This window comes from Rufibacter roseolus (assembly GCF_017916365.1).
Taxonomy (GTDB): domain Bacteria; phylum Bacteroidota; class Bacteroidia; order Cytophagales; family Hymenobacteraceae; genus Nibribacter; species Nibribacter roseolus.
Genome location: NZ_JAFMSU010000001.1, coordinates 1,838,244 through 1,860,044, shown reverse-complemented (window position 1 = coordinate 1,860,044; position 21,801 = coordinate 1,838,244). Strand labels below are relative to the sequence as shown.

Below are 21,801 nucleotides of genomic sequence, written 5' to 3'. Positions count from 1 at the left end.
GGGAAGTAGTTGAAAAGCCAGCGAAGAAATAACCAGGAGAAGATCCTAACGAACGTGCCTGACTTACTTGCTGCGGCTTCACTCTTATACCTCGCACGAACTTCACCTTGCAAAGTAGTCTCCCCTTTTAGAGAGGAACTTGAAATACTACTTAACAAGATATTTCTAAGGCAACTCTCCTTTTTTCAATATGATAAATTTAGGCATTTCTTTCTTCAAAAACGCCCATCAATGTTTCAGGGTAGGGCATCAAATGTTAAATCCATTGAAAATTTTAGAAAAACCAGGTTCATTTTTAACGCCAAACAAGCAAAATGGCACCAGAACCAACTTTTTCTTAAAAGGATTAATCTACTCTTCTGTATACAAATCATCCCTTCCTCCCTACTTTTAGTTTATAACATTTTTAAGCACACCCAATTATCCTATCCTTATCAAAGCAACGACATTGTTATATTTATGATAATCATTAAATGTAAAACCACTTAAATAGCCACCTATAATGCTTTTTGCTTAATGATTTTTCAAAACAGTTCCTTTCTACTAAGAGCTTGAGCAGGCACCCCTTAAACTTTAGCTTAGACATAGTACAGGGTAGAGGCTTTTCAATAATAGGTCCTCCCAAAATGAGCAGCCATTATATTCTTCTGCTACAACTATTGCATCAATGCTAAAAAAGAAGGTAAGTAAGTTGTTTTTTTTGGCAGGGAGCAGCAAGCCCAAGGGCTGCTGATATATCTTATAAGGGCTTGAACTGTTGGAAAAACATAGACAAACAGGCTGAGGTTTTGGAAATCATACTCCCAAGTACTTAAAGGTCCATACAAGTCTCCAAAACAACCTACCCCTCCATTGCGGTTCACAACTAAAACCTTATCCTTGCAGGTAGAACACTTCCTCCCTGACCAACCATGCGAATGACCCGGATCTTAATGAAGGCGCTTTTGATAAGCGGGCTATTCCTGCAGTTTAACTGCAGTTCCAGCAAAACAGCTTTAAAAGAGGTTCCCCAGAGTACGAACATCCCCACCAAGACCATCTCCGGATTTTACCAGGATGCCGCGGCTCAATACAAAATTTTGGCAGCAAAGCTTCCGGCTAACAGATTCCCGAAGACTTATCACGCCCAAAAAGACAGTTTGGAAACCAGCGGTTCTGATTGGTGGTGCAGCGGTTTTTACCCGGGCACCTTGCTTTACCTTTACCAGGCCACCGGCGACAAGCAACTGAATTCAGAAGCCAATCGCATGCTGGAGGCTCTGAAGAAAGAACAATACAACACTTCCACCCATGACCTGGGGTTTATGATGTATTGCAGTTTTGGCAAGGCAAACGAGATAACGCCAAAAGCCGAGTACAAAGACATCCTGGTAAACAGTGCCAAATCACTTTCTTCAAGGTTCAACCCTAAAGTTGGGGCCATTAAATCATGGGACTCTGACAAGAATGAGTTTCTGGTGATCATTGACAACATGATGAACCTGGAACTGCTGTTCTGGGCCACCCGGGCCACCGGGGATTCTTCTTTCTACAAACTTGCCGTTACGCACGCCAACACCACGCTTAAAAACCATTTCCGGCCAGATTATAGCTCCTACCACGTCATCAATTATGACCCAGCCACGGGAGCGGTGCAACAAAAGAGAACTGCCCAAGGCTACGCTGATGAATCTGCCTGGGCGCGCGGACAGGCCTGGGGCCTGTATGGTTACACCGTCATGTACCGCGAGACCAAAGACCCGAAGTACCTGACCCAAGCCATTCATATGGCTGACTTCATGCTGAACCATCCCAACCTACCAGAAGACAAAATTCCTTACTGGGACTTTAATGCTCCCAATATTCCGAATGCCCTGCGGGATGCCTCTGCCGGGGCTATCAACGCGGCCGCCCTGCTGGAACTCTGCCTCTATGCCCCGGATGCGGCGGCACGCAAGTACTTCAGCGCCGCTGAGACCATCATACAAACTTTATCAACAGACACCTACCGTGCGGCACCAGGCACCAACGGCGGCTTTATCCTGAAGCATGGCGTGGGACACCACCCAGCCGGCACAGAAGTAGACACGCCCCTCACCTACGGCGATTATTACTACATTGAGGCCCTCCGCCGCTATCAGGCGTTCATCAAATAGATATTCAACCTCCAGCTTAGCTCAATAAAAGTAAATCCGATTCGGGGCTGTTTTGATGAAAACAGCCCCGAATCGGATTTACTTTTATCGTGGCAAACCACTTTCTAAACAGCTCCATTGCCGCTGAAGCATTCAAGTTCGCTGGCGAGACTTTTCCAACTGATTTAAAGAGGAACATCCTAGCGCCAGTATCTGCATGGGTTTTCGAAATAAGTATGCTGATGTCCGCACATTATAAGGCTACTTTCCTGAAAACAGGTCTAAAACAGCAAGGGCCGCAGTATGGAAAACTGCGGCCCTTGCTGTTTTAGAAACAATGGCTTTTCACAAAATCACCGGAAGGTGAACCTACTTCGCCCGGAAAACAAGCTTAACTTCTTTATTAGCGGATAGATCCACTTTGGTGGTTCTTTGTCTTTTGGCGGCTTTCGCGCCGGAAACCAATAGCATGTTTTTAGGGGCTTGCAGCGCGATACTTTGCTTTTTAGGAGCCTGCAACACCAGGGTTACCTCTTCCTGACTCCAGGCAAGGCTTTTTACTTCCACCCCGCCGCGCAGGAGCAATCCCGAGATGCTGCCGGTTTGCCAGGCTTCCGGCACCGCCGGTAACACCTTCACCAAACCCGGCTCTGAGTACACCAGCGCCCGCATGATCACCGAAGGATACCCGCCACTCAAGTCCATATTGAACAAGGAACCCGGATTGTGGTAGGTGCCCAGGCCGTTGGTCCAATAGAAGCGCGAGAGCCAGTCAATCAGTTGGGCGGTGGTGGGCGCATCTTCCAGGTTGGCGGTCACAAAAGCTAATTGCACCATCCCGAAGACCATCTCCCCGCCGTTTTCTTTGTAGCGGAACTTCATTTTCTCCTCCACCACTTTGCGCGCTCCCGCAAGCAACTGAGGGTTCTTCTTAAAGTCTGGGTCTACCTGGTCATAGAGGCTGTACAGGTGCGAAATGTGACGGTGCTGGTGGTTGTTCTGCAGTCCGGGCCAGAGCCATTCCTTCAGAGCACCGGCCTCATCCAGCTCATAGGCGGGCATTTTGGTGAGCATCTCCTGCCATATCTTCACCTGGGCTTTATCAGTCTTCAATTCCTGAGCGGCCGAGATGCAGTTCCTAAGCAGTTGCTTCGCGATCATCACGTCCATGGTGGCGTTGATGCTGGCCTGGGACTTGAAGTTGGCCGGGTTGTTCTCAGGTGAGTATGACGGGTTGAAAACGTACTTTCCATTTTGGTCGGTTTTCAAAAAATCCTCATAGAACAGCGCCGATTCCTTCATGAACGGGTAGGCGCGCTCCTTCAGGAACTTGCGGTCACCGGTGTGCAGCCAGTAATCGTTGTAAAAGCTGGCGGTCCAGCCGGCCCCGCCGGTCCAGAGGCTGAGGCACCAGATGGGGTCAAAGTGGTTGTCCCAACCGTGGCTGCTGGTGTGCGAGGGCACGTGGATGCCCCGCGTCCCGAACATCTTTTTGGCGTTGTCTCGGTAGAATTGCAGGCGCTTGTCATGGTAGTCAAAGTAAGCCAACATCAACTCCGGAACCCGGCTGGTGAGCAGCGCCGAGATGGCGACCTCCACGTTTCCATCATGGGTGAAATCTGACGACCAAGCCGGTGACCAGGTACCGCCCCATATACCCTGCAGATTAGGCGGATTGATGCCGGTAGCCGAGATGATGTGATAGCGGGCGGCATCAAACTGCTTTTCAATGATGGCGGGTGCCACCTGCCCGGTTTTGGTTTTCAGGTTCAAAGCCTCGGTGTACAGGTTCGCATCTGCCCCGCCGCCTAAATCAAGCTTTACTCTATTGAACAGCTCGCCGTGCACGTTGCGGTGGCGCGAAACCAAGGTTTGGTAATCTGCGGGCAAGCCAGACAAATGCTCTTTGATCCGGTCTACCTGCGATTGCGCGTAGTCATAGTTGGCGTTGATCTTGATGAATACCAGCACCTCATCGGCGTTCTGGACGATGAACTCGTTGCCCTCAGTGCGTGAGCTACCGCCTTTCACCTCTACCCGGCCCACGCCTTCGTAGCCCTCCAGGCTGCCCGGCCAGCGCTTTTTGTAGGCGCTTCTGTAGGTAAGCCATTTGTTATCGGCAGCGCCGATGTTCACGCTCTCCACGGTCTTGTTGATCTGCTCCCACTGGGTCCATTCCACGGGCCGGCGGGCGAAGGACAGGCGGCCGTTGATCTTTCCGGTTCCTTTGATGGAAATGACAATGGCGCTATCTGGGCGGGAGACGAACAGGCGGCGCTGGTAGGTGCCGTTGGCATCGGTCCAGGTGACGTTGGCCTCCCCGGTTTCAAAGTCCACGGTGCGCACGTATTTCTGCACGTTAGAGGGTTTCATCTGCAGGCGCACGTCAAAGGCGGGCACGTACGGGTTAGACCACAGGTGGCCGCCGTAACCTTCTTTCATGCTCTGCTCCACCGGAACCATGGCGGCCTCTTCCCCTTTCCCGGCCAGAATCAACGCGCGAATCTCGTCAAGCCTGCTAGCCTGGTCAATGGGCGGCTTGGGCTCTGTGGCGGGCAGATACAGTTGGGCCTGGTTCAGGATGATGGTCTCATCATGCGGGTTGCCCATGACCATGGCGCCCATGGCCCCGTTACCGCTGAGCAGCGCGTGTTCCCAACTGGCCGCCGGCAACCAACTGGCGAAGCCTTTCCTGGGCTGACTGAAGAGATCTGCCTGGCCCGAGGCCGTGAACGAACCTCCCGTGAAAAGTAAAACCAGCAAAAGGAAAATGTAACGGAGCGGCATTGAAAAGCGGAATACGGTAAAGAATAGGCTACAAAATGGGCAAACGCAGCCTTTCTCAGCAGAACTATGCTGAGCAAAAACTCTGTTTCAGGCCTGATTTGGCATAATCAGGCCTGAAACGGGGGTTATCGGCTGGCGGCTTTCGGGGCTTTGATTTTCAGGCCTTTGAAGACCTCCTGGGCCAGCAAAGCCGCGCCGGCATCATTGGGGTGGATACCGTCATAGGTGAGGTCTGCCTTGCCCAGAAACGGCGTATACAGGTCAATGGTCTTTACCTTGGTTTTTTTGGCTACTTTTTTCACCGCCGGCAGCACCTCCGTATTCACCACCTCTTTCCGGATGCTGAATTTCTCTTCGAACACCGGCACTGGGGTACAGACGTACACTTTGGGTTTTGAGGGCAATTTTTTGAAAGAGTTCACAAACTGGACATAGTCTGGGATGAACTCGTCCTTGAATTTCCAGTTCTGAGGCTTGGAGTCGTTGGTACCCAGTTTGATGATCACGATGTCTGGGTTCCAGGAAAGGGCATCCTGGTATTTGGCCTCGTTCCAGAACGGGAAATCGCCTTTTTTCAGTAACGTGCGGCCGCCCATGCCGTAGTTGCGCACTTCGTAGCCATCGCCTAGGAGTTGTTGCAGCACTACGGGATAAGGCTGGGTAAGACCAGCCCCCTCGGTGATGCTGTTGCCCACGCAGGCCACCTTGATTTTGTTCTGTGCCGAGGCTCCGTAGCAAACCAACAGCACTAGCAGAAAGAAGAGCGATACTTGTTTTTTCATGTAGGAAATCATCTTTAAGAGCATATTTTTCCCTCTATTTTAAGGCTATTTCTTCAGAATCAGGCTTAAAACAGAGGGTTGTCTTTTACTTTTTCAGTTGGATGGTCACGGTAGCCGGGGCAAGCCCTTCAGAGGTGGCGGTCAGTTTCACGGTGCCGACTTCTTCCTGGGCCTGCAAAATAGCGAGGCAGAGGCCGTTGAAGGCTTTCCGGTGATTGGCTTTGAAGGACTCCATGCTGGTTTGCAAGCCGTTGTCCACGCCCGCGATGGTGGCCTTTCCGTCTATACTGAAGTGAACCAGGTTATCGGCGCGGGGCACCAGGTTGCCGTCTTTGTCCATGATCTTCACCGTCACAAAGGAAAGGTCCTTGCCATCGGCGGAAATCTGGGTGCGGTCGGCTTCCAGCACAATTTTGGCCGGGGCGCCGGCAGTCTTGATTTCTTTGGAAAGCACTTCCTTGCCGCCTGCGCGGGACACCGCCCTCAGGGTGCCCGGTTGGAAAGGCAGGCGCCACATCACGTGCAGGTCATCGCCCTGTTTCTTTTTCACGCCCACAGATTTGCCGTTCAAAAACAGCTCCACCTCATCGGCGTTATTGTAGTAGGCCATCACATCCACGGTCTTGCCGGGCTCCCAGTTCCAGTGCGGGAAAACGTGCAGCACCGGCCCCTTCGTCCACTCGCTTTTGTACATGTAGTACACGTCTTTGGGGAAACCGGCCAGATCCACAATCCCGAAGTAAGAGCTGCGGGCCGGCCAGCCGTATGGCGTGGGCTCGCCCAGGTAATCGAACCCGGTCCAGATGTATTGTCCGGACAGGTAGGCGTGCTTTTTCATCACCTTCCAGGTCTCCTCGTGGGTAGAACCCCAAGGCGTGCTCACGTTATCGTAGGCCGAGACGGTGAGGTCTTTGTTGCCAGTGGTGAAAGGCAGATCCCACCTGATGGGCCAGCGGCGCAGGCTGTCTGAGGGCATGTCATAGTGCCCGCGGGTCATCAAAGCAGAGACCGTCTCGGTAGCGATGAATTTCTGCCCCGGAAAGGTCTGCGGGAACTTCTCAAAATCCTGGTGGTGGTAGTTGAAGCCGAACAAATCCAGCGCCCCTGATTTATAGATGGTATTATTGGGCGTGGGCTCATTGATGCCCACCGTCACCGGACGCGTGGTATCCAGGTTCTTCACGATGCTTACCAGTTCTTTGGTGATGGTGGTTCCTTCCGGGGCCCACTGCTCTGGTATCTCGTTGCCGATGCTCCAGATAAACACGCTGGGGTGGTTTCGGTCGCGTTTGATGAAATCCTCCAAATCGCGTTTGTGCCATTGGTCCCAGGCGAGGCTGTAATCATACTTGCTTTTCTCTTTCTTCCACATGTCAAAGGACTCATCCATGACAATGAAGCCCATTTTGTCGCAGAGGTCCAGCAACTCAGGGGCCGGCGGGTTGTGAGAGGTCCGGATGCCGTTCACACCCAGGCCTTTCATGATCTCCAGTTGCCGCTCCAGCGCCCGCACGTTGATGGCCGCGCCCAAAGCCCCCAGGTCATGGTGGTTACAGACTCCATTGATCTTCATGGGTTTACCATTGAGCGTAAAGCCCGTCTTCGCATCGAATTTGAAGGTCCTGATGCCCAGTGGCGTCTCGTAGTTGTCCACCACTTTGCCATTCTGCTCCACCAGCGTCACCACCTTGTACAGGTACGGACTCTCCACTGACCACAACTTAGGATCAGTCACGGTCAGGTCCTGTTTCACCTCCGTAACCTCGCTCTGCAAAGCTACTTTCTCTGAGGCGGTGCGGGCGACTTCCTTGCCCTGGGCATCCACCACAAGCGTACGCAAGGTGATGTTCCCGCCCTGCTGTTTGGCATTTCTGATGCTGGTGGTGATGTTTACCCTCGCAGATTGCTCAGATACCTGCGGCGTAGTTACAAAGGTGCCCCACTGGTCTACATGCACCGGATTGGTCTTCACCAGCCACACATTGCGGTAAATGCCGGACCCGGAGTACCAGCGTGAGTTAGGCTGCTGGGCGTTGTCCACTTTTACGGCTACCACGTTCTGCTCCGGACCGTATTTGAGGTGCGGCGTGATGTCATACCGGAAAGAGATGTAGCCGTAGGGTCTTTTGCCCAGGTATTGGCCGTTGACCCAGACCTCAGAATTGGTGTAGACGCCATCGAAGGCCAGGTAAACCAGCCTGTCTTTGTCTTTGGCGTCTACGGTAAAGGTTTTGCGGTACCAACCGATGCCCCCGGGCAAAGCGCCGCCTCCAACGCCGGCCGGGTTCTTCTCGTCAAATTTGCCTTCCACGCTCCAGTCATGGGGCACGCTCAGTTTGCGCCACTGGCTGTCATTGAAGGTGGTTTCCTTGGCACTGGCATTGTCTCCGAGGTTAAAGGACCAGTTTTTGGTGAAATCAGAGCGTTCTCTTACCAAGGTATCGGTGGAAGTACAGGCTCCTAAAGTCAATAGCGTGATAAGCAGGGTATGCAGGTGCAGTTTTTGCCGCATCATGTTTGTGGGAGTGGATAATAGGTGAAATGGTTTAAAAGGAATCGGCTAGCGACCACCAGCTTTACAAATGTCCACCAACCGATTCTGCTTTTTGCCTTTTAATGGAATAAGGGGCAATAAATTAAAATATTCTCAGGTACTACTCTTTAGGCACGAAGTTATACACCAGCAAGGCAGGTCCTTCGCAGGAGCTTTTGCGCAGCACCGCCAACTGCATGGAGTTCTCGGTCAGGGTCAGCAATCTGATATTACCCCAATCGGCTACGCAGGCATCACGGCCGGCATCATGCAGGATAGAAGCACCGGTTAGGGTTAAGGTCTTCTTGGCAGCATCCAGGAAGTAAGTACCGGTCTCGGTGCCTTTGCCGGGGATCATAGGATGGTTAGCCGTCACCGTAGCGCCCCCTTTCAGGCTGAAGGTGATGGTGCCGTAGTCACCGTACGGCATGAGCCAGGAATTGCCTTTGTAGTCTGGGTTCCAGTTCCAGCAGTCCCCGCCGGCCTTGGTACATGCGCCCTCCCATCCGGTGTCTGTGCCATAGAAGTACAAAGGACCGTCAAAGTGGTGGGCGTCAATGTCCAGAATCCAGGTCTTCTCGTTGCCCGGTCCGCCGGAAAGGGCGGTCCACAGCGGGTCATTCACATAGTTGAGGTTGTTCTGGGTGACCGTTATGGTTTTGGCCGGAAGTTCCACAATCCCCCCACCGGTCACCGCCGAGAACTTGATGGTGTAGTCACCCGCAAATGCGTATCTAACGGTGTCAATGGTGCGGGTAGACCTACCGGTCTGGTAATCCCACATTGAAATGGTCTCCGGGGTTTCGTTGATCAGGATAACCGTGTTCCCACCGGGGTCAAGGGATAAATCCTGGACTACCTTAATGGAAATATCCGAGGGGGAAAGCAGCGCCCCCAGTTCATGGTCATCGTCCTGACAGGCAGTTACACCAAACATGCCCAGGAGTATGAGTGAGAAAATAGCTCTTAACTTTTTCATCTTTATAAGTTTTGATTGTCTAAGGCAGCTTTTTGGGGCTGAATTTCTGGTCTCGTTTAGAGCACGTTTGTGGAAAATCAGGCCCAAAGCTTCCTTTTTATTTTGCCTGCATCAATGCGATTACCAACCTGGATTTTGCTTCAAGACTCCGTTAGATAGGGTGATCTGGGTATACGGAATCTGCTGCAAGCCCTGGGTTTCCCTTACTTTGTTTGCCGCAATCACCTTAGAAACCGGAGAGCCGGCATTGAGCAAGGTCGTGCTCTCGGCAATCGCGTTGGCTGCCACATCTATGCCCTGGCGGAGCAGATCCCAGTATCGGATTCCCTCGTTGGCGAACTCCAACCGGCGTTCTGCCATGATGGCCGCTTTTGACACAGCAACTGGGGTGAAGTTCTCCTTGTAGGCACGTCTTCTTACCTGGTCAAAATAGCTTTGGGCATTGGGGCTTCCCAACTCAGCTGCCATCAACAACACATCTGCAAACCGGATGGCGACATAGTCCTGGAACTGACCGATCATGAAGTTCACCGCGCCATTTTCAACGGGTATGCTGTTGCCTTGCTCGTCTACCATGGGGCTGTACTTCTTGTTGTAGTAACCGGTGTACTCCCGCTGTTTTCCTTGATTCACAAATGCGATGTTCTCATCTGCGATGGAGATAATGGAAGCCGCCTTACGGGTATCATTGGTACTGTAAGCCGTCCAGAGTTTAGGGTTCACAGTGCCGCCACCCCAGCCATTTCCGTAAGGGTAGCTGAATTGCTCACGCATGCCCAACATCACCATCCAGTGGTTACCGTCGGTGTTTCCGTTGTAGTCACTGGTGTAGGTGTACTTCACCGCAAACACCGTTTCCTTATTGTCTTCGCCGGCATAGTTGGCCACCGACGCGGCCGGCCACAGGTTAGCGAAGTTCTCTACCAAGCCATGCCCGCTGTTGGAAATCACATCCTCCAGATAAGCCAAAGCCTGGGCCTGAGAAACGGTACCCACTAAATCCGACTTACCGTAGTAGCCGGTATAATACAGGTACACCCGGCCAATGAGAGACTCTGCGGCCCATTTGGTTACCCGGCCCCGGTTACCTACCGCCTGCGCGGCATAATTCGTAGCAGGCAGGTTCTCGGCGGCAAACTTCAGGTCCTCGGCTATCAGTTTATATACCTCGTCCGGGGAAGCCTGGGGCACGTTCTCGGTGGTGGGAGCGGTGATCAAGGGGATGTTTCCCCACAGACGCACCATGTCAAAGTACAGGAAAGCCCGCAGGTACCTGGCTTCTGCCTCATAGGCCGTTCTCAGTTGCTCGCTTCCGGTCCAGTTGATCTGGTCCATTTTCCCGATCAGGGTATTGCACCGGAAAACCGCTTTGTAGTAGGCGGTCCAGTTAGCTCCGAACAGGTTCTGATCTGCGGGAGAGCGGGCCCTGTCAAACTCATCCAGCATCTGGTACCCGAATCCGTCTGAGGCCCCGGTACCCCCGAAGGCATTGTCTGACATTACCTCAGAAGCCACCGGTAAACTAATCCCTTCGGCCCAAATGATTTGTAAGCCATCATAGCAGCCTACCAACGCCCTGAAAGCATCTTCCGGGGTTCTGTAGTAGTTTGTATCCGTTACGTTGGTGATGGGGTCAACCTCCAGGAAACTGTCCTTACAGGCACCTAAGGATAAGACGCCCGCCAAGAGAATTGCTTTGCTTATATTTTTCATTTCTATGAATCTCCTAGAATTAGAATTTAATATTTGTGCCTACCAAAACAGTTCTGGGGCGTGGGTAGTACCCCAAGTCTACCCCGCTGGCAAAGCCGTTGCTGTATCCAATCTCCGGATCCATTCCCTCATACTTGGTGAAAGTGAACAGATTCTGCACGGAGGCATACACCCGCACCTGGCGCAAATAGCTTTTATTGATCAGTTTACCGAAATCATACCCCAGGGAAATGTTGCTGATTCTCAGGAAATCGCCGTCATGGATGTACAGGTCTGAGAAAGTAGCCCAGTTTCTGTTATCGGTGGTTACGCGGGGCATGGTGTTGGAAGAGCCCGGTCCGTGCCAACGGTCCAGGATGGCCGTGGTAAAGTTTGGATACTGGCTGGCCTGGTTGCGGTAAGACTGCACCAACTGGTTTCCGGCCACGCCTGATGCCAACAAAGAGAAATCAAAGCCTTTGTAATTGGCAGACAGGTTGATCCCGAAGGTATAGTCTGGGTTCGGGTTCCCGATCTGGGTTCTGTCTGCATTATCAATCACACCATCGCCGTTCAGGTCCACGAAACGCACATCGCCTGGCTGGGCAGTGGGCTGAATCAGGTTGCCTTCCGCACCTCTGTAGGCGGCTACGTCTGCCTCGGTCTGGAAAATGCCATCGGTTTTCAAACCCCAGAAGTAGCCGATGGGGTATCCGTTCTGCGCTCTGTAGAACTCCAGGGAGTTGTCAAACAACACGTTGGGATCGCCGTGGATGATCTGGTCATTGGTAGGGATTTCGCGTACGCGGTTCTTGTTGTAGGCACCGTTTACGCCAATGCTGTAGTTGAAGTCGCCCACGTTACTGTTGTAAGCCAGCGCTAACTCCACCCCGGTGTTTTTCACGTCCCCCCCGTTGATGAAAGGAGCATCGGCCCCGGCGGTAGCCAGAATAGGGGCCCTGATCAGCCAATCTTTGGTGGTCTTGTCATACCAGTCAAAGTTGACACTCAGTTTGCCCGCCAGGAAGTTGGCATCAAACCCGATGTTGGTTTGCTCTGAGGTTTCCCATTTCACATCATCATTGCCCAATCTGCTGATATAGGCCCCGGGAGTGAGAATGCCCTCTTTGTCCCCGAAGATGTAGTTGGTATTGGCAAACGTCACCAAAGACACGAACTGGTAAGGATCAATGTTCTGGCTACCAACCTGGCCCCAGCTGGCGCGCAGTTTAAAGTAATCCAGCCAATCTCCGGCCCCATCGGCGAAGGTTTCATTCGTTACCACCCAACCGGCAGAGATGGACGGGAAGTATCCCCACCGTCTGTTTCTCCCGAATCTGGCCGAGCCGTCTGCCCGGAAGGTAGCGTTGATCAGGTAGGTTTCCTTAAAGTTGTAGTTCAGTCTCCCGAAGTAAGACATTCTTCTGTCCTGGGCCCAGGGCTCACCGGTAAGGTCTATGGTTGTGCCATCGGTATTGGAAGCGTTGGTAAGGTAGGCGTGTTCCAGGTCACTCAGCACCAGGTTGATGTTGGCTCCGGAGAGCTGGGCTCCGTCGCTTCTGAAAGCAGAAGTACCCGCCATCACCTCAAAGTTGTGGTTTGTGTTGACGTTGAAGTTATAGGTTAAGAGGTTATCCCAGATAAGGGATTGGCCTTTGCCCTGGAATTGGTTTACCCGTGAGTTGTTGTTGAACGCATAGATAGACAACTTGTAGATGGGCGTAAAGGACCGGCTTTCACTGGCGCTATAGTCTATCCCAAAGCTGGTTCTGAATCTCAGGTTCTTGATGGGCTCCAACACCAGATAGACATCGCCCAGCAGCCGCTGGTTGTTACGGCGGTTCTGGTTGTCATACACCAGCTGTGCGTAAGGGTTGGCCTCCCCGTTGAACCAGGTAGAGTTGCTGTTATCAAAGAAATTGCCTTCTGCATCATACACCGGAACAAAAGGGCTGGTATTGAAGGCACCCCGCAGAGAGTTGTTGTACTGGTTCCCTACCCTGATGCCGTTTCTCTTGATGTAAGAAAAGGTTAAATGCTCACCAAACTTGAGGATATCCTTGTAGAAGCTGTGCTCAGAGTTAAACCGGAAGTTGTAGCGCTCATAGTTGGACAGGTTCTTGCCGCCTACTATGCCTTCTTGCCCGGTGTAAGACAAGGCGGTAGAGAAAGTAGTCATGTCTGTACCACCGGTGGCACCTAAAGAGTAGTTCTGCGTTACGGCATCTTTCACGAAGATCTGGTCAATCCAGTCGGTACCCTCTCCCATGGCCGCGATCTGCTCATTGGTGAAGGCGGGCAGTCTGCCAGAGTTCACGTTGGCTTCGTTCATGATGGTGGCATACTCGCGTGAATTGAGCATCTCCTGCTTTCTGCCCAGGTTCTGCAACCCGGTGTAGGAGTCAAAGGTAATTTGGGCGGGTTGCCCTTTTTTACCGGTTCTGGTGGTAATCAAGACTACCCCGTTGGCTGCCTGCGACCCGTAAATCGCCGCGGAGGCCGCATCTTTCAACACGTCTATGGACTGGATATCGGCGGGGTTCAAATAAGAGATATCACCGGTTAAAACACCATCCACCACATACAATGGACTGGCGTTGCCAATGGTACCCAGCCCCCTGATCACCACGCGCATGCTTTCGCCGGGCTGCCCCGAAGTGGAAGAAATCTGCACCCCGGAGGCTTGCCCCTGTAAGGCCTGCAGAGGATCTGTGGTGCTTTGCTTCTGGATGTCATCCCCTTTTACCTGGGCAGTAGCGCCCGTCACCAGTTTCTTCTGCTGCACCCCGTAACCTACTACCACTACCTCTTCCAGGGCCTTGGCATCGGTCTTTAACACAATGTTCACCTGCGGCCGGCCATTCACGGCTACCTCCTGCGTGACAAACCCGATATAGGTGACTACCAGGGTTTCATTTCCGGTGGGCAGACTCAGCTGAAAGTTTCCCTCCACGTCTGTACCTGTGGCCAGGGTGGCGTTGCCTTTCACACTCACGGTGGCTCCAATCACAGCCCCGCCGTCTTCCTGGGACGTGACTCTTCCCCTGACGGTTTGTTGGGCGAAGGCTACCCCGCACAAACAGAGCAACCAGGTAAGCAGTAGGTATTTTCTCATAGGTAAAAGAATGACGTGAATAATTTGGTATAGGATCAGGTAAGGATTATCTCAGTTTTACCGAGGTAGCATTGCCGGTATAAGCGATGGTGGCATCTGCTTTGCCGTCAAACTGGAGGGCTTTGGCTTTGGCGGGTTGCACCAACACCACGTTGAAAGTGCGCTTCTGCAACATGCCGTTGAACTCGCCCTGGCGTTTGCCCACGGTCAGGGTTTTAGAGGCCTCGTTATAGGTGATGGGAATGGTGGCGAATTTGCCTTTCTCGTAGTTGTAGTTGGTGTTTTCGTCTTCGTAGAGCTCAAAAGAAGCGTCTTTGCCGCCGTACACATAAAGGGTGATAACCTCGGCGGGCTTTTCAGTGGTGTATTGCACTTCCGGCCCGAAAGGAAGAATAGAGCCTTCTTTCACGAACAGTGGCAGGCGCTCATAAGGAGCTGCGGCCGTGATCTGCTGACCGCCCTTCTGGTAAGTTCCATCATAGAGGCTGTACCAACCAGTATTAGCAGGCAGGTACAACTTGCGGCTCGTGGCCTTGGCCTCATGCACCGGATTCACTAACAGACTAGGCCCGAACATGAACTGGTCACTGATGTTGAGCACGTTTTTATCCCCACCGAAGTCCATCACCAGGGGGCGCATGATGGTGGAGTTTTGATGGTACACCTGCCCGGTGAGCGAATAGATGTAAGGCAAAAGGCGGTAGCGCAGCTTGTTGTAGTACACAATAGACTGATAGGCCTTGTGGTCCTCGGGGGCAATGTTGTATACCTCCCGGAACGGGTACTGGCCATGAGAGCGGTAAAGCGGTGTGAAGGTACCGTACTGGTACCAGCGGGTCTGCAGTTCGCGCCACTCTTCCTGGGCCTGCGGGGTCATGGGTCCGCGGTCATATTTGTTTTCCACGAAGAACCCTCCAATATCAGTGGTCCAGTACGGCAGCCCAGACAGGGAGAAGTTAAGACCGGCCGGAATCTGGCGGCCCATTTCCTCAAAGGTGGCGGCGATATCGCCGCTCCAGGTGGCGGCTCCGTAGCGCTGCAACCCTCCGAAGGCCGAGCGGGTCAGGATGAAGACACGGTCATTGGGGTTGGTGCCCCGCTGGCCTTCGTAAATACCTTTGTTATGTTGCAGCACATAGGCGTTGAAGTACTTCTCAGCCGAGCCCAGGTACGTGGGGTTCATGAGCGCCTTGCGGTGCGCGATGGAGGAGTTGGAAAGGATATCGGGCTCAGAGGCATCCTGCCACCAGGCGTCAATCCCCATTTTGTAGAGCTTTTCATTAATCAGGTTCCAGAACATGCGGCGGCCCTCGGGGTTGAAGGCATCATAGAAGGTAGACACGTAGCCTTTGCCTATCCAGTCCCTGATCTGCTCGTTGATGCTAGTTTTGTAGAGCAGGCCTTTGTCATTGAACATTTTGTAGGCCTCAATGCCCTCGTAGAACTTTGGCCAGGTGGAGATCATGATTTTGGCGTTGTTTGCATGAACCTCGTTGATCATGCCCTGCGGGTCCGGGAAGCGGGTTTTATCGAATTCCTGGCTGCCCCATTGGTCTTCTTTCCAGTAAGACCAGTCCTGCACGATGTTGTCCAAACCGATCTTCCGCTTGCGGAATTCTTTCACCACATCCAGCAGCTCCTGCTGGGTTTTGTAGCGCTCGCGGCTCTGCCAAAAGCCCATAGCCCATTTAGGCATCACCTGCGCTTTGCCGGTCAACTCGCGGTAACCGCCCACCACCTCGTCCAGGTTCTTGCCATACACAAAATAGTAGGCCATTTTATTTCCGGCCTCAGAGGAGAAACCGATCTTGTTCAAATCTTCCGCCGATTGCGGCGTGAGGTAGCGCAGCGCCAGGTAAGAAACATTTCCGTCTGGGTTCCACTCAATCTTGAAAGCGTGTTTCTTGCCCTTCTGCAGTGGCGCCTTGAACACCGACATGCCCGGGTTCCAGGCTTCGCGCCAGCGGTCCAGGAGCAGTTTGTTGTCTACCCAAACCTTCACGTAGCCACTGGAAGGCATCTCAAAGCGGTGATCGCCGGTGGCATCGCTCTCAATAAAACCTTCCCAGGTCATGAGGCCGCCCTCCAGCGTGTAACCGGCTGGGTACTTGTTCTGGTCTTCCAGGAACTCGTAGTTGATCTCAGACTCCTGCCGCACGATGGGCGCTTTCCCGGTCTTTTTATCAAAAGCGTAGGTTGCGGTGAGGCCGCCGGCTTTCTGGTCTTTGCCGTAAAGCTTCAGCTTGGAAAGCTGCTGGTAAGGCCGCACATCCCCGAATTTTGTGATGGAGTTGTTGTCCCACAAAATGCCGTAGTTTTTGCTGGATACCGAGAACGGCACCACGGCCACCGAGTTGTACTGTGTCAAGTCTATCTGCCAGCCGCGATAGTTCATTAGGCCAGTCTGGTGCTGACCCAGACCGTAGAAGGCTTCGTCTTTGTCCACGGTGAAGGCTTTCTTCAACCGATAGCTCTGCTCGTTATCCAGTTTCACCGGCGCGAAAGCCTGCTGCCCCTGGTTGCTTTCCTGCAGCAGCACCTTGCCGTTTCTATCGAAGAAAGTCACCGCCCCGGTCTCGGCGCCAACTTCCACCCGCAGGTCTTTGGTGTTCAGCACCAGCGTTTTGCCTTTCTCCTGGAATTGCCAATCGGTTTTCACGTTTTTGTTTTCCAGTACCATGAGACTGGGATCCGGGGAGAACTTCTCCTCGGGCGTGGCCTGCACCTGCACAATGTTGTCTGCCACCACCCGTAACTGCACGTACTGCGGATCACCGCTGGATTTCTGTTCCAGCTTCACAAGCACCCCATCGGCCAGCTTCTGGTAGTTTTTCACCGCCGGCTCCTTAAAGGAAAACAGCGTAGAGACGAGGGCAAAACAAAGCGTGTTTCTAAGCTTCATTAGATAAATGGTAAAGGTTAAGGTGTGATTTTCTGGCGCCAACTCGCCTTTAGTTGGCGGTCTCAAAGGGCTCAGAAATTAACAGGATGAAGGTAAGGAAGGCCCCAGGAGGGCATATGTATCAAATGTTTCCTATCTATGTTGCATCCGTTAACAAATGAAAAAACTGCATTTTTAACGTTTAAATGCAGGTTTATTTTTACAAAATGTTAACAAACCCTACAGTTGCTCCTTGAAGTGGCAGGTTTGGGCTTGTTTTCAGAAAAAGAGGCGATAAAGAGGAAGGGATTCTTTAAAGCAGTGTCGTCTACCTGAAGACGACGAAAAATCTGGCTCCTGTTTTGGAGCCGTTTTTGGGAAAGAAGGTTAGAACCGCCAGAAGCTGGCATAGCTGGGATTGGCACAGACGCTCGCAGGACCTCCGGACGCTGCGAGGTCTTTTGAGTAGACGGCTTTGGTAGCTTACAACTCCCCTCCTGGTTTAGGAGGGATGCCCGAAGGGCGGGGTGGTGAATAGGTTTTTGGCGGGAACAACGTTTAAGAGCTTCTTTTTAGAAATGACGCCCAAACAGGAACCAGCATTTCTGGAGATGCTAGGTTGTAGCAAAAGCCAGAAGTAGAACTTTGGCTAAAAAGGAAAACCTATGCGATGGGATGGGACTGTTTACTCTCGGCGTAGACGGAGGGCAGCATATGGTAGGCCTCCTTGAAGTACTTGGAAAAGTAACGGGGATTGTTGAAACCCACCGCGTAGGCCACCTCAGCCACGGTGAGCTGGCTTCTTTCCAGTAGCTGGGCCGCGCGCTCCAGCCTGATCTTCCGGATAAACTCAACCGGCGACTGGCCCGTGAGCGCCACAATCTTTTTGTAGAGGTAAACCCGACTCATACCCAGTTCCCGGGCCATAAGCTCCACCGAGAATTCAGGGCAGTCAATGTTCTCTTCTACCACTTTGATGGCTTTCTGGATAAGCTTATCGTCCAGGGAGACAATGTCAATGGCGCTGGTCTGCACGCTGATCTTTTTCCCGTAGGCTTTCTGCATCAACTGGCACTGCGAAATGAGGTTGGTCATCCGTGACAGCAGCAACTCAAAATTGAAAGGCTTGGTGATGTAATCGTTCGCGCCGATACCCAGGCCTTTGAGCTTCTGTTCCTCGGCAGTTTGGGCAGTGAGCAAGATGAAGGGGATGTGCGAGGTGCGGGCGTCTGCCTTGATCTTCTTGCAGAAGTCTATGCCGTTCAGCTCGGGCATCATAAGGTCGCTCACAATCAGGTCTGGAAGACTGGACAAAGCTTTCTGCCAACCTTCTTTGCCGTTTTTGGCCTCCAGCACGGTGAAGTGGGCGCTCAGGCTTTCTTTAAGGTAAGTTCTGAAGTCCTCGCTGTCCTCTACCAGCAATACTACCAGCTCATTTTCCGGCGCGTCTTCTGTGGTGCGTTTCGGCGCCTCGGGTTTGGCTTCCTGAACCGGTTGCACTTCTTCCGGCAGGTCTGCGTCTGAACCCTCCACAATAGAACCGGTGACTTTGATAGGTAGGGTAACGGTGAAACAACTACCCTGGCCCGGTTCACTCTGCACCTGGATCATACCCCCGTGGATCTTCACGAAATCGCGGGTGATGGACAAGCCTATGCCGCTACCCTGGTTCATGAGGTTATCAGGCACGTCTTCCCGGAAGAAGCGGTCAAAGATCTTCTCCTGGTTTTCTTTGGAAATGCCTATGCCTGTATCTGAAACCTTGATCTCCAGCAGGTGCAGACCGGCCGAATCTGAATCGTTCTCATGGCAATTCACCTCTACTTTAATGTTTCCGTTTTCCGGGGTGAACTTGAAGGCGTTGGAGAGCAGGTTGAACAGGATCTTGCCCAGTTTGTCCATGTCAAAAGAGGCCTGCAGTTCCTGGATGCTGCTTTCAAAAGACAGGTGCACGTGGTTTTTCTCAGACAAATCTGTGAAGGAATACACTGCCTCCTTGATAAACTTGACAATGTTGCCATGCGAGGGCGCAAAGGCCACCTCCTCCACTTCCAGTTTGCGGAAATCCAGCAGTTGGTTCACCAGGTACAGCAGGCGCTTGGCGTTACGATTGATCATCTGGAACTGCCGCGTTTGCTGTTCATCCTGCGAGCCGGCCAACAGTTTCTCCAATGGTGCCAAGATCAAGGTGAGCGGCGTGCGCAGCTCATGGCTGATGTTGGTGAAGAACTTGATTTTCATGAGGTGCAACTCGCGCATGTGCTTTACCTCGCGCCGCTCCCGGTCCAGCTCATATTTCTGGTTCGCTTTCTGTTTCTCCACCCGGCGCACCACCATCAGGCCCAGAAAAGCAAACAGGAAATAGCAAACGTAGGCCACATCTGAGCGCCAGAACGGCACCTGCACCTCTATGTCAAGACCGATGCCTTTTTTGTTCCAGATGCCGTCATTGTTGGCGGCCTTCACCATTAACTGGTACTCACCGGGGTCTAAGTTGGTGTAGGTGATGCGTCGGTTGTTCCCATCGGTGGTGTGCCACTCTTTGTCAAAGCCTACCAGTTTGTACTGGTACTTGTTTTTCTCTGAGTGGAAGAAATTGAGCGCAGCAAACTCCACGGTGAACATGTTCTGGTCGTGCTGGAGCGTGATCTGGGTTCCATCAGACAAGGCCTGGGGCAGAATGACGCTGCCGCCTACCTCCTCGCCCACTTTCAGGCTCTTGCTGAACAGCTGAAAATCGGTGAAGACGATGTTAGGGATGACTTTATTTGTAGTGAGTTCCTGAGGCTGGAAGAGGTTGAACCCGTTGGGCCCGCCGAAAACGACTTCGCCCTTGCGGGTGAGGAAAGCGGCGTTCTCGTTGAAGACCTTGCCCTGTAACCCGTCAGACTCATCAAAGTTGCGCACCACAAAGGACAGATCAGCCGCCTGCCGGCCAGATATCTCCAGTTTTGAAATACCATTGGGCGTACTGATCCAGAGATGGCGATTTTGGTCTTCTAAGATGTTGAGGATGATGTTGTCCGGTAGCCCGTTTTCTTTGGTGAACAGGCGGAAAGAATTGGTTTTGGGATTGAAAAGGTTCAGGCCTTCGTTGGTACCCACCCACATCTGCTGACGGCTGTCCTGAAAAATGCTGAGCACGGCGTTACTGCTCAGGCTTTTCGGGTTTTTGGGGTCATTCTGGTATTTGAGCAATTTTTTAGAATTCAGGTCCAAAACCTCCACCCCAATATCTCCGCCTACCCAGAGGCGGCCTTTCTGGTCCTGGGCGATAGCAGCCACGTAAAGGGCGTCAATGCCCGGCTGGCCGGGAGCCCTATGGTAGGGATAGAATCTGCCGGTGCCGGGATCCAGCTGTTGCAGACCGCCGCGCAAGGAGCCTACCCAGATGCGGTTTTGGCTGTCCTGGAACAATTCCCAGACATTGTCATGCCCCAGGCTGAATGGGTCCTGGGCGTTGTGTCTGAAGCGGGTGAATTTCTGCCCGTCAAACTTATTGAGGCCGCCCAAGTACGTGCCCACCCACAGGTTCTGGTCTTTGTCCAGCAGAAGGCTCACCACCACATTGCTGCTGAGGCTGCTGGGGTCCTTCGGGTTGTGCTGGAAACGGGTATACTGGTTTGTGCTGCGGTTCCAGTACAAGAGGCCACCGCCGTTGGTGCCTATCCAGAGGTTGCCCTGGGGGTCTTCCACAAACCGGTTAATGTCATCATAGGGTAGACTGCCTTTCACCAGAATCTGGTGCTGGTGGTGCTGAAACCGGAGGAGGTTTTTATGGTAGTAGTTGACGCCCTTTTTGTAAGTGCCCAGCCAGATAATGCCCTCGCGGTCTTTGTAAATGGAGATAAGGCTGTTGTGCGAGAGGCTGTTTTCTATTTCGGGGCAGTTTTGGACAAATCGAACCGAAAAGTCTTTTTTATCCACGATGTTGATGCCGCCGTGGTCCGTGGCGAGCCAAAGGTTGCCATCTTCGTTCTCCACGATGCCGCGCACCAGGTTGGAATTGAGCTTTAACTGAGGAGCGTTTTCATGGAACTGGCTAAAGGCCTTGGTGGCAGGCCGGTACAGCAAAGCCCCGATGCTCTCTGAAAGGGAATAGAGCCACAGGTCACCGGCACGGTCTATGGTCATGCCGTAATTCATGGCCTGGCCCTTGAACCGTTCCTTCAAGCCTTTTTCCACGGCCTCCAAGTCCAGGGTTTTCCCGTTCCGTTTCTCCAGCAGGCCTGAGGTGTGCAGAATCCAGAGATCGCCCTGCGGCGTGAAAGCAATGGCATCTATCAGGCGGGTATTCCCTGCAACCGGCCTGGCCTGCGCCAGGGGAACCGAGGTGGAGACCTTGGTTTTAGGGTTGTACCTGGTGAGTCCGTGGCCGGTCTGCAGAAACCAGAAGTTACCGGCTTTGTCCTGCACAATGTCTTCTACCGGCGCCTGCGGCAGCGCATACTTTTTCAGCAGCGGAGCATAATTTCTTTGGAAGCGGTCTTCCCGCGGATGGTACACTGTCAACCCTTTCTGGGAGGAAACCCAGATGTTGCCTTCAGGGTCTTCAAAGAGTTTGCTGATGCTGTTGTCTCTGAGTGAGGCGGCAGACCGGGAGTTGTGGCGGAAAACTTTGACTCCGTAACCGTCAAAGCGATTGAGTCCGGCCGAGGTCCCAGTCCAGATGTAGCCCTGGCTGTCTTTCAGGAAACAGTTGACCTGGTTATGGGATAGCCCGTTGTTCACATCCAGATGCAGGAACCTACGTTGATCGGCTTGGTTAGCGAACACGGGTTCAACGTTGGCCAGTAAAGCTAAGGCAAAGGCAATATGTAAAAGAAAACGTATTGACATACTTTAAACTTCACCTGTGGGAACACCCCTTCCCTTTGTAAACCAGCCTGCTACAGAAAAGAGCATCTGAACCTGCCTT

General features: G+C 52.7%; 9 protein-coding genes. 1 reads left to right on the top strand and 8 read right to left on the bottom strand.

Translation table 11 applies throughout. The features are described 5' to 3' along the window. Nucleotides 1–917 precede the first annotated feature (917 nt). Entirely contained in the window at nucleotides 918–2,135 is a 1,218-nt protein-coding gene (locus J3P35_RS07290) for a glycoside hydrolase family 88 protein (protein WP_246850012.1), read from the top strand. Between the two features lie 348 nt (nucleotides 2,136–2,483). On the opposite strand, the gene J3P35_RS07285 is transcribed toward J3P35_RS07290, so the two are convergent. The 8 genes from J3P35_RS07285 to J3P35_RS07250 all read right to left on the bottom strand — a co-directional run bounded on the left by J3P35_RS07285 (nucleotide 2,484) and on the right by J3P35_RS07250 (nucleotide 21,722). Next, nucleotides 2,484–4,901, bottom strand: a complete 2,418-nt coding sequence (locus tag J3P35_RS07285; protein WP_210463667.1) for a glycosyl hydrolase family 95 catalytic domain-containing protein — start codon at nucleotides 4,899–4,901, stop codon at nucleotides 2,484–2,486. Between the two features lie 125 nt (nucleotides 4,902–5,026). Continuing rightward, nucleotides 5,027–5,683: a GDSL-type esterase/lipase family protein gene (locus J3P35_RS07280; RefSeq protein ID WP_210463666.1), complete on the bottom strand. Its 657-nt coding sequence runs from the start codon at nucleotides 5,681–5,683 to the stop codon at nucleotides 5,027–5,029. An 85-nt stretch (nucleotides 5,684–5,768) separates the two neighbouring features. Further along, on the bottom strand, nucleotides 5,769–8,198 hold the full coding sequence (gene galB / locus J3P35_RS07275) for a beta-galactosidase GalB (protein ID WP_210463665.1): 2,430 nt from the start codon (nucleotides 8,196–8,198) through the stop codon (nucleotides 5,769–5,771). A 139-nt stretch (nucleotides 8,199–8,337) separates the two neighbouring features. Next, nucleotides 8,338–9,195: a hypothetical protein gene (locus tag J3P35_RS07270; protein WP_210463664.1), complete on the bottom strand. Its 858-nt coding sequence runs from the start codon at nucleotides 9,193–9,195 to the stop codon at nucleotides 8,338–8,340. 120 nt (nucleotides 9,196–9,315) lie between these two features. Next, the gene (locus J3P35_RS07265) at nucleotides 9,316–10,908 is read right to left on the bottom strand and encodes a RagB/SusD family nutrient uptake outer membrane protein (protein WP_210463663.1); all 1,593 of its coding nucleotides are present in this window, start codon (nucleotides 10,906–10,908) and stop codon (nucleotides 9,316–9,318) included. A gap of 19 nt (nucleotides 10,909–10,927) precedes the next feature. Then, nucleotides 10,928–14,002, bottom strand: coding sequence for a SusC/RagA family TonB-linked outer membrane protein (locus tag J3P35_RS07260; protein WP_210463662.1), 3,075 nt, complete (start codon nucleotides 14,000–14,002; stop codon nucleotides 10,928–10,930). Between the two features lie 46 nt (nucleotides 14,003–14,048). Then, nucleotides 14,049–16,904 (bottom strand): TIM-barrel domain-containing protein, encoded by a 2,856-nt coding sequence (locus J3P35_RS07255; protein ID WP_210463661.1) that lies wholly within the window; start codon nucleotides 16,902–16,904, stop codon nucleotides 14,049–14,051. Between the two features lie 642 nt (nucleotides 16,905–17,546). Beyond that, complete coding sequence (locus J3P35_RS07250; protein ID WP_210463660.1) at nucleotides 17,547–21,722, bottom strand: hybrid sensor histidine kinase/response regulator transcription factor; 4,176 nt, start codon at nucleotides 21,720–21,722, stop codon at nucleotides 17,547–17,549. Nucleotides 21,723–21,801: the final 79 nt, after the last annotated feature.

Bases quoted from the DNA above. Each gene is read 5' to 3' on its own strand.
- J3P35_RS07290 (WP_246850012.1), top strand. From the start codon at position 918: ATGACCCGGATCTTAATGAAGGCGCTTTTGATAAGCGGGCTATTCCTG.
- J3P35_RS07285 (WP_210463667.1), bottom strand. From the start codon at position 4,901: ATGCCGCTCCGTTACATTTTCCTTTTGCTGGTTTTACTTTTCACGGGA.
- J3P35_RS07280 (WP_210463666.1), bottom strand. From the start codon at position 5,683: ATGAAAAAACAAGTATCGCTCTTCTTTCTGCTAGTGCTGTTGGTTTGC.
- galB (WP_210463665.1), bottom strand. From the start codon at position 8,198: ATGATGCGGCAAAAACTGCACCTGCATACCCTGCTTATCACGCTATTG.
- J3P35_RS07270 (WP_210463664.1), bottom strand. From the start codon at position 9,195: ATGAAAAAGTTAAGAGCTATTTTCTCACTCATACTCCTGGGCATGTTT.
- J3P35_RS07265 (WP_210463663.1), bottom strand. From the start codon at position 10,908: ATGAAAAATATAAGCAAAGCAATTCTCTTGGCGGGCGTCTTATCCTTA.
- J3P35_RS07260 (WP_210463662.1), bottom strand. From the start codon at position 14,002: ATGAGAAAATACCTACTGCTTACCTGGTTGCTCTGTTTGTGCGGGGTA.
- J3P35_RS07255 (WP_210463661.1), bottom strand. From the start codon at position 16,904: ATGAAGCTTAGAAACACGCTTTGTTTTGCCCTCGTCTCTACGCTGTTT.
- J3P35_RS07250 (WP_210463660.1), bottom strand. From the start codon at position 21,722: ATGTCAATACGTTTTCTTTTACATATTGCCTTTGCCTTAGCTTTACTG.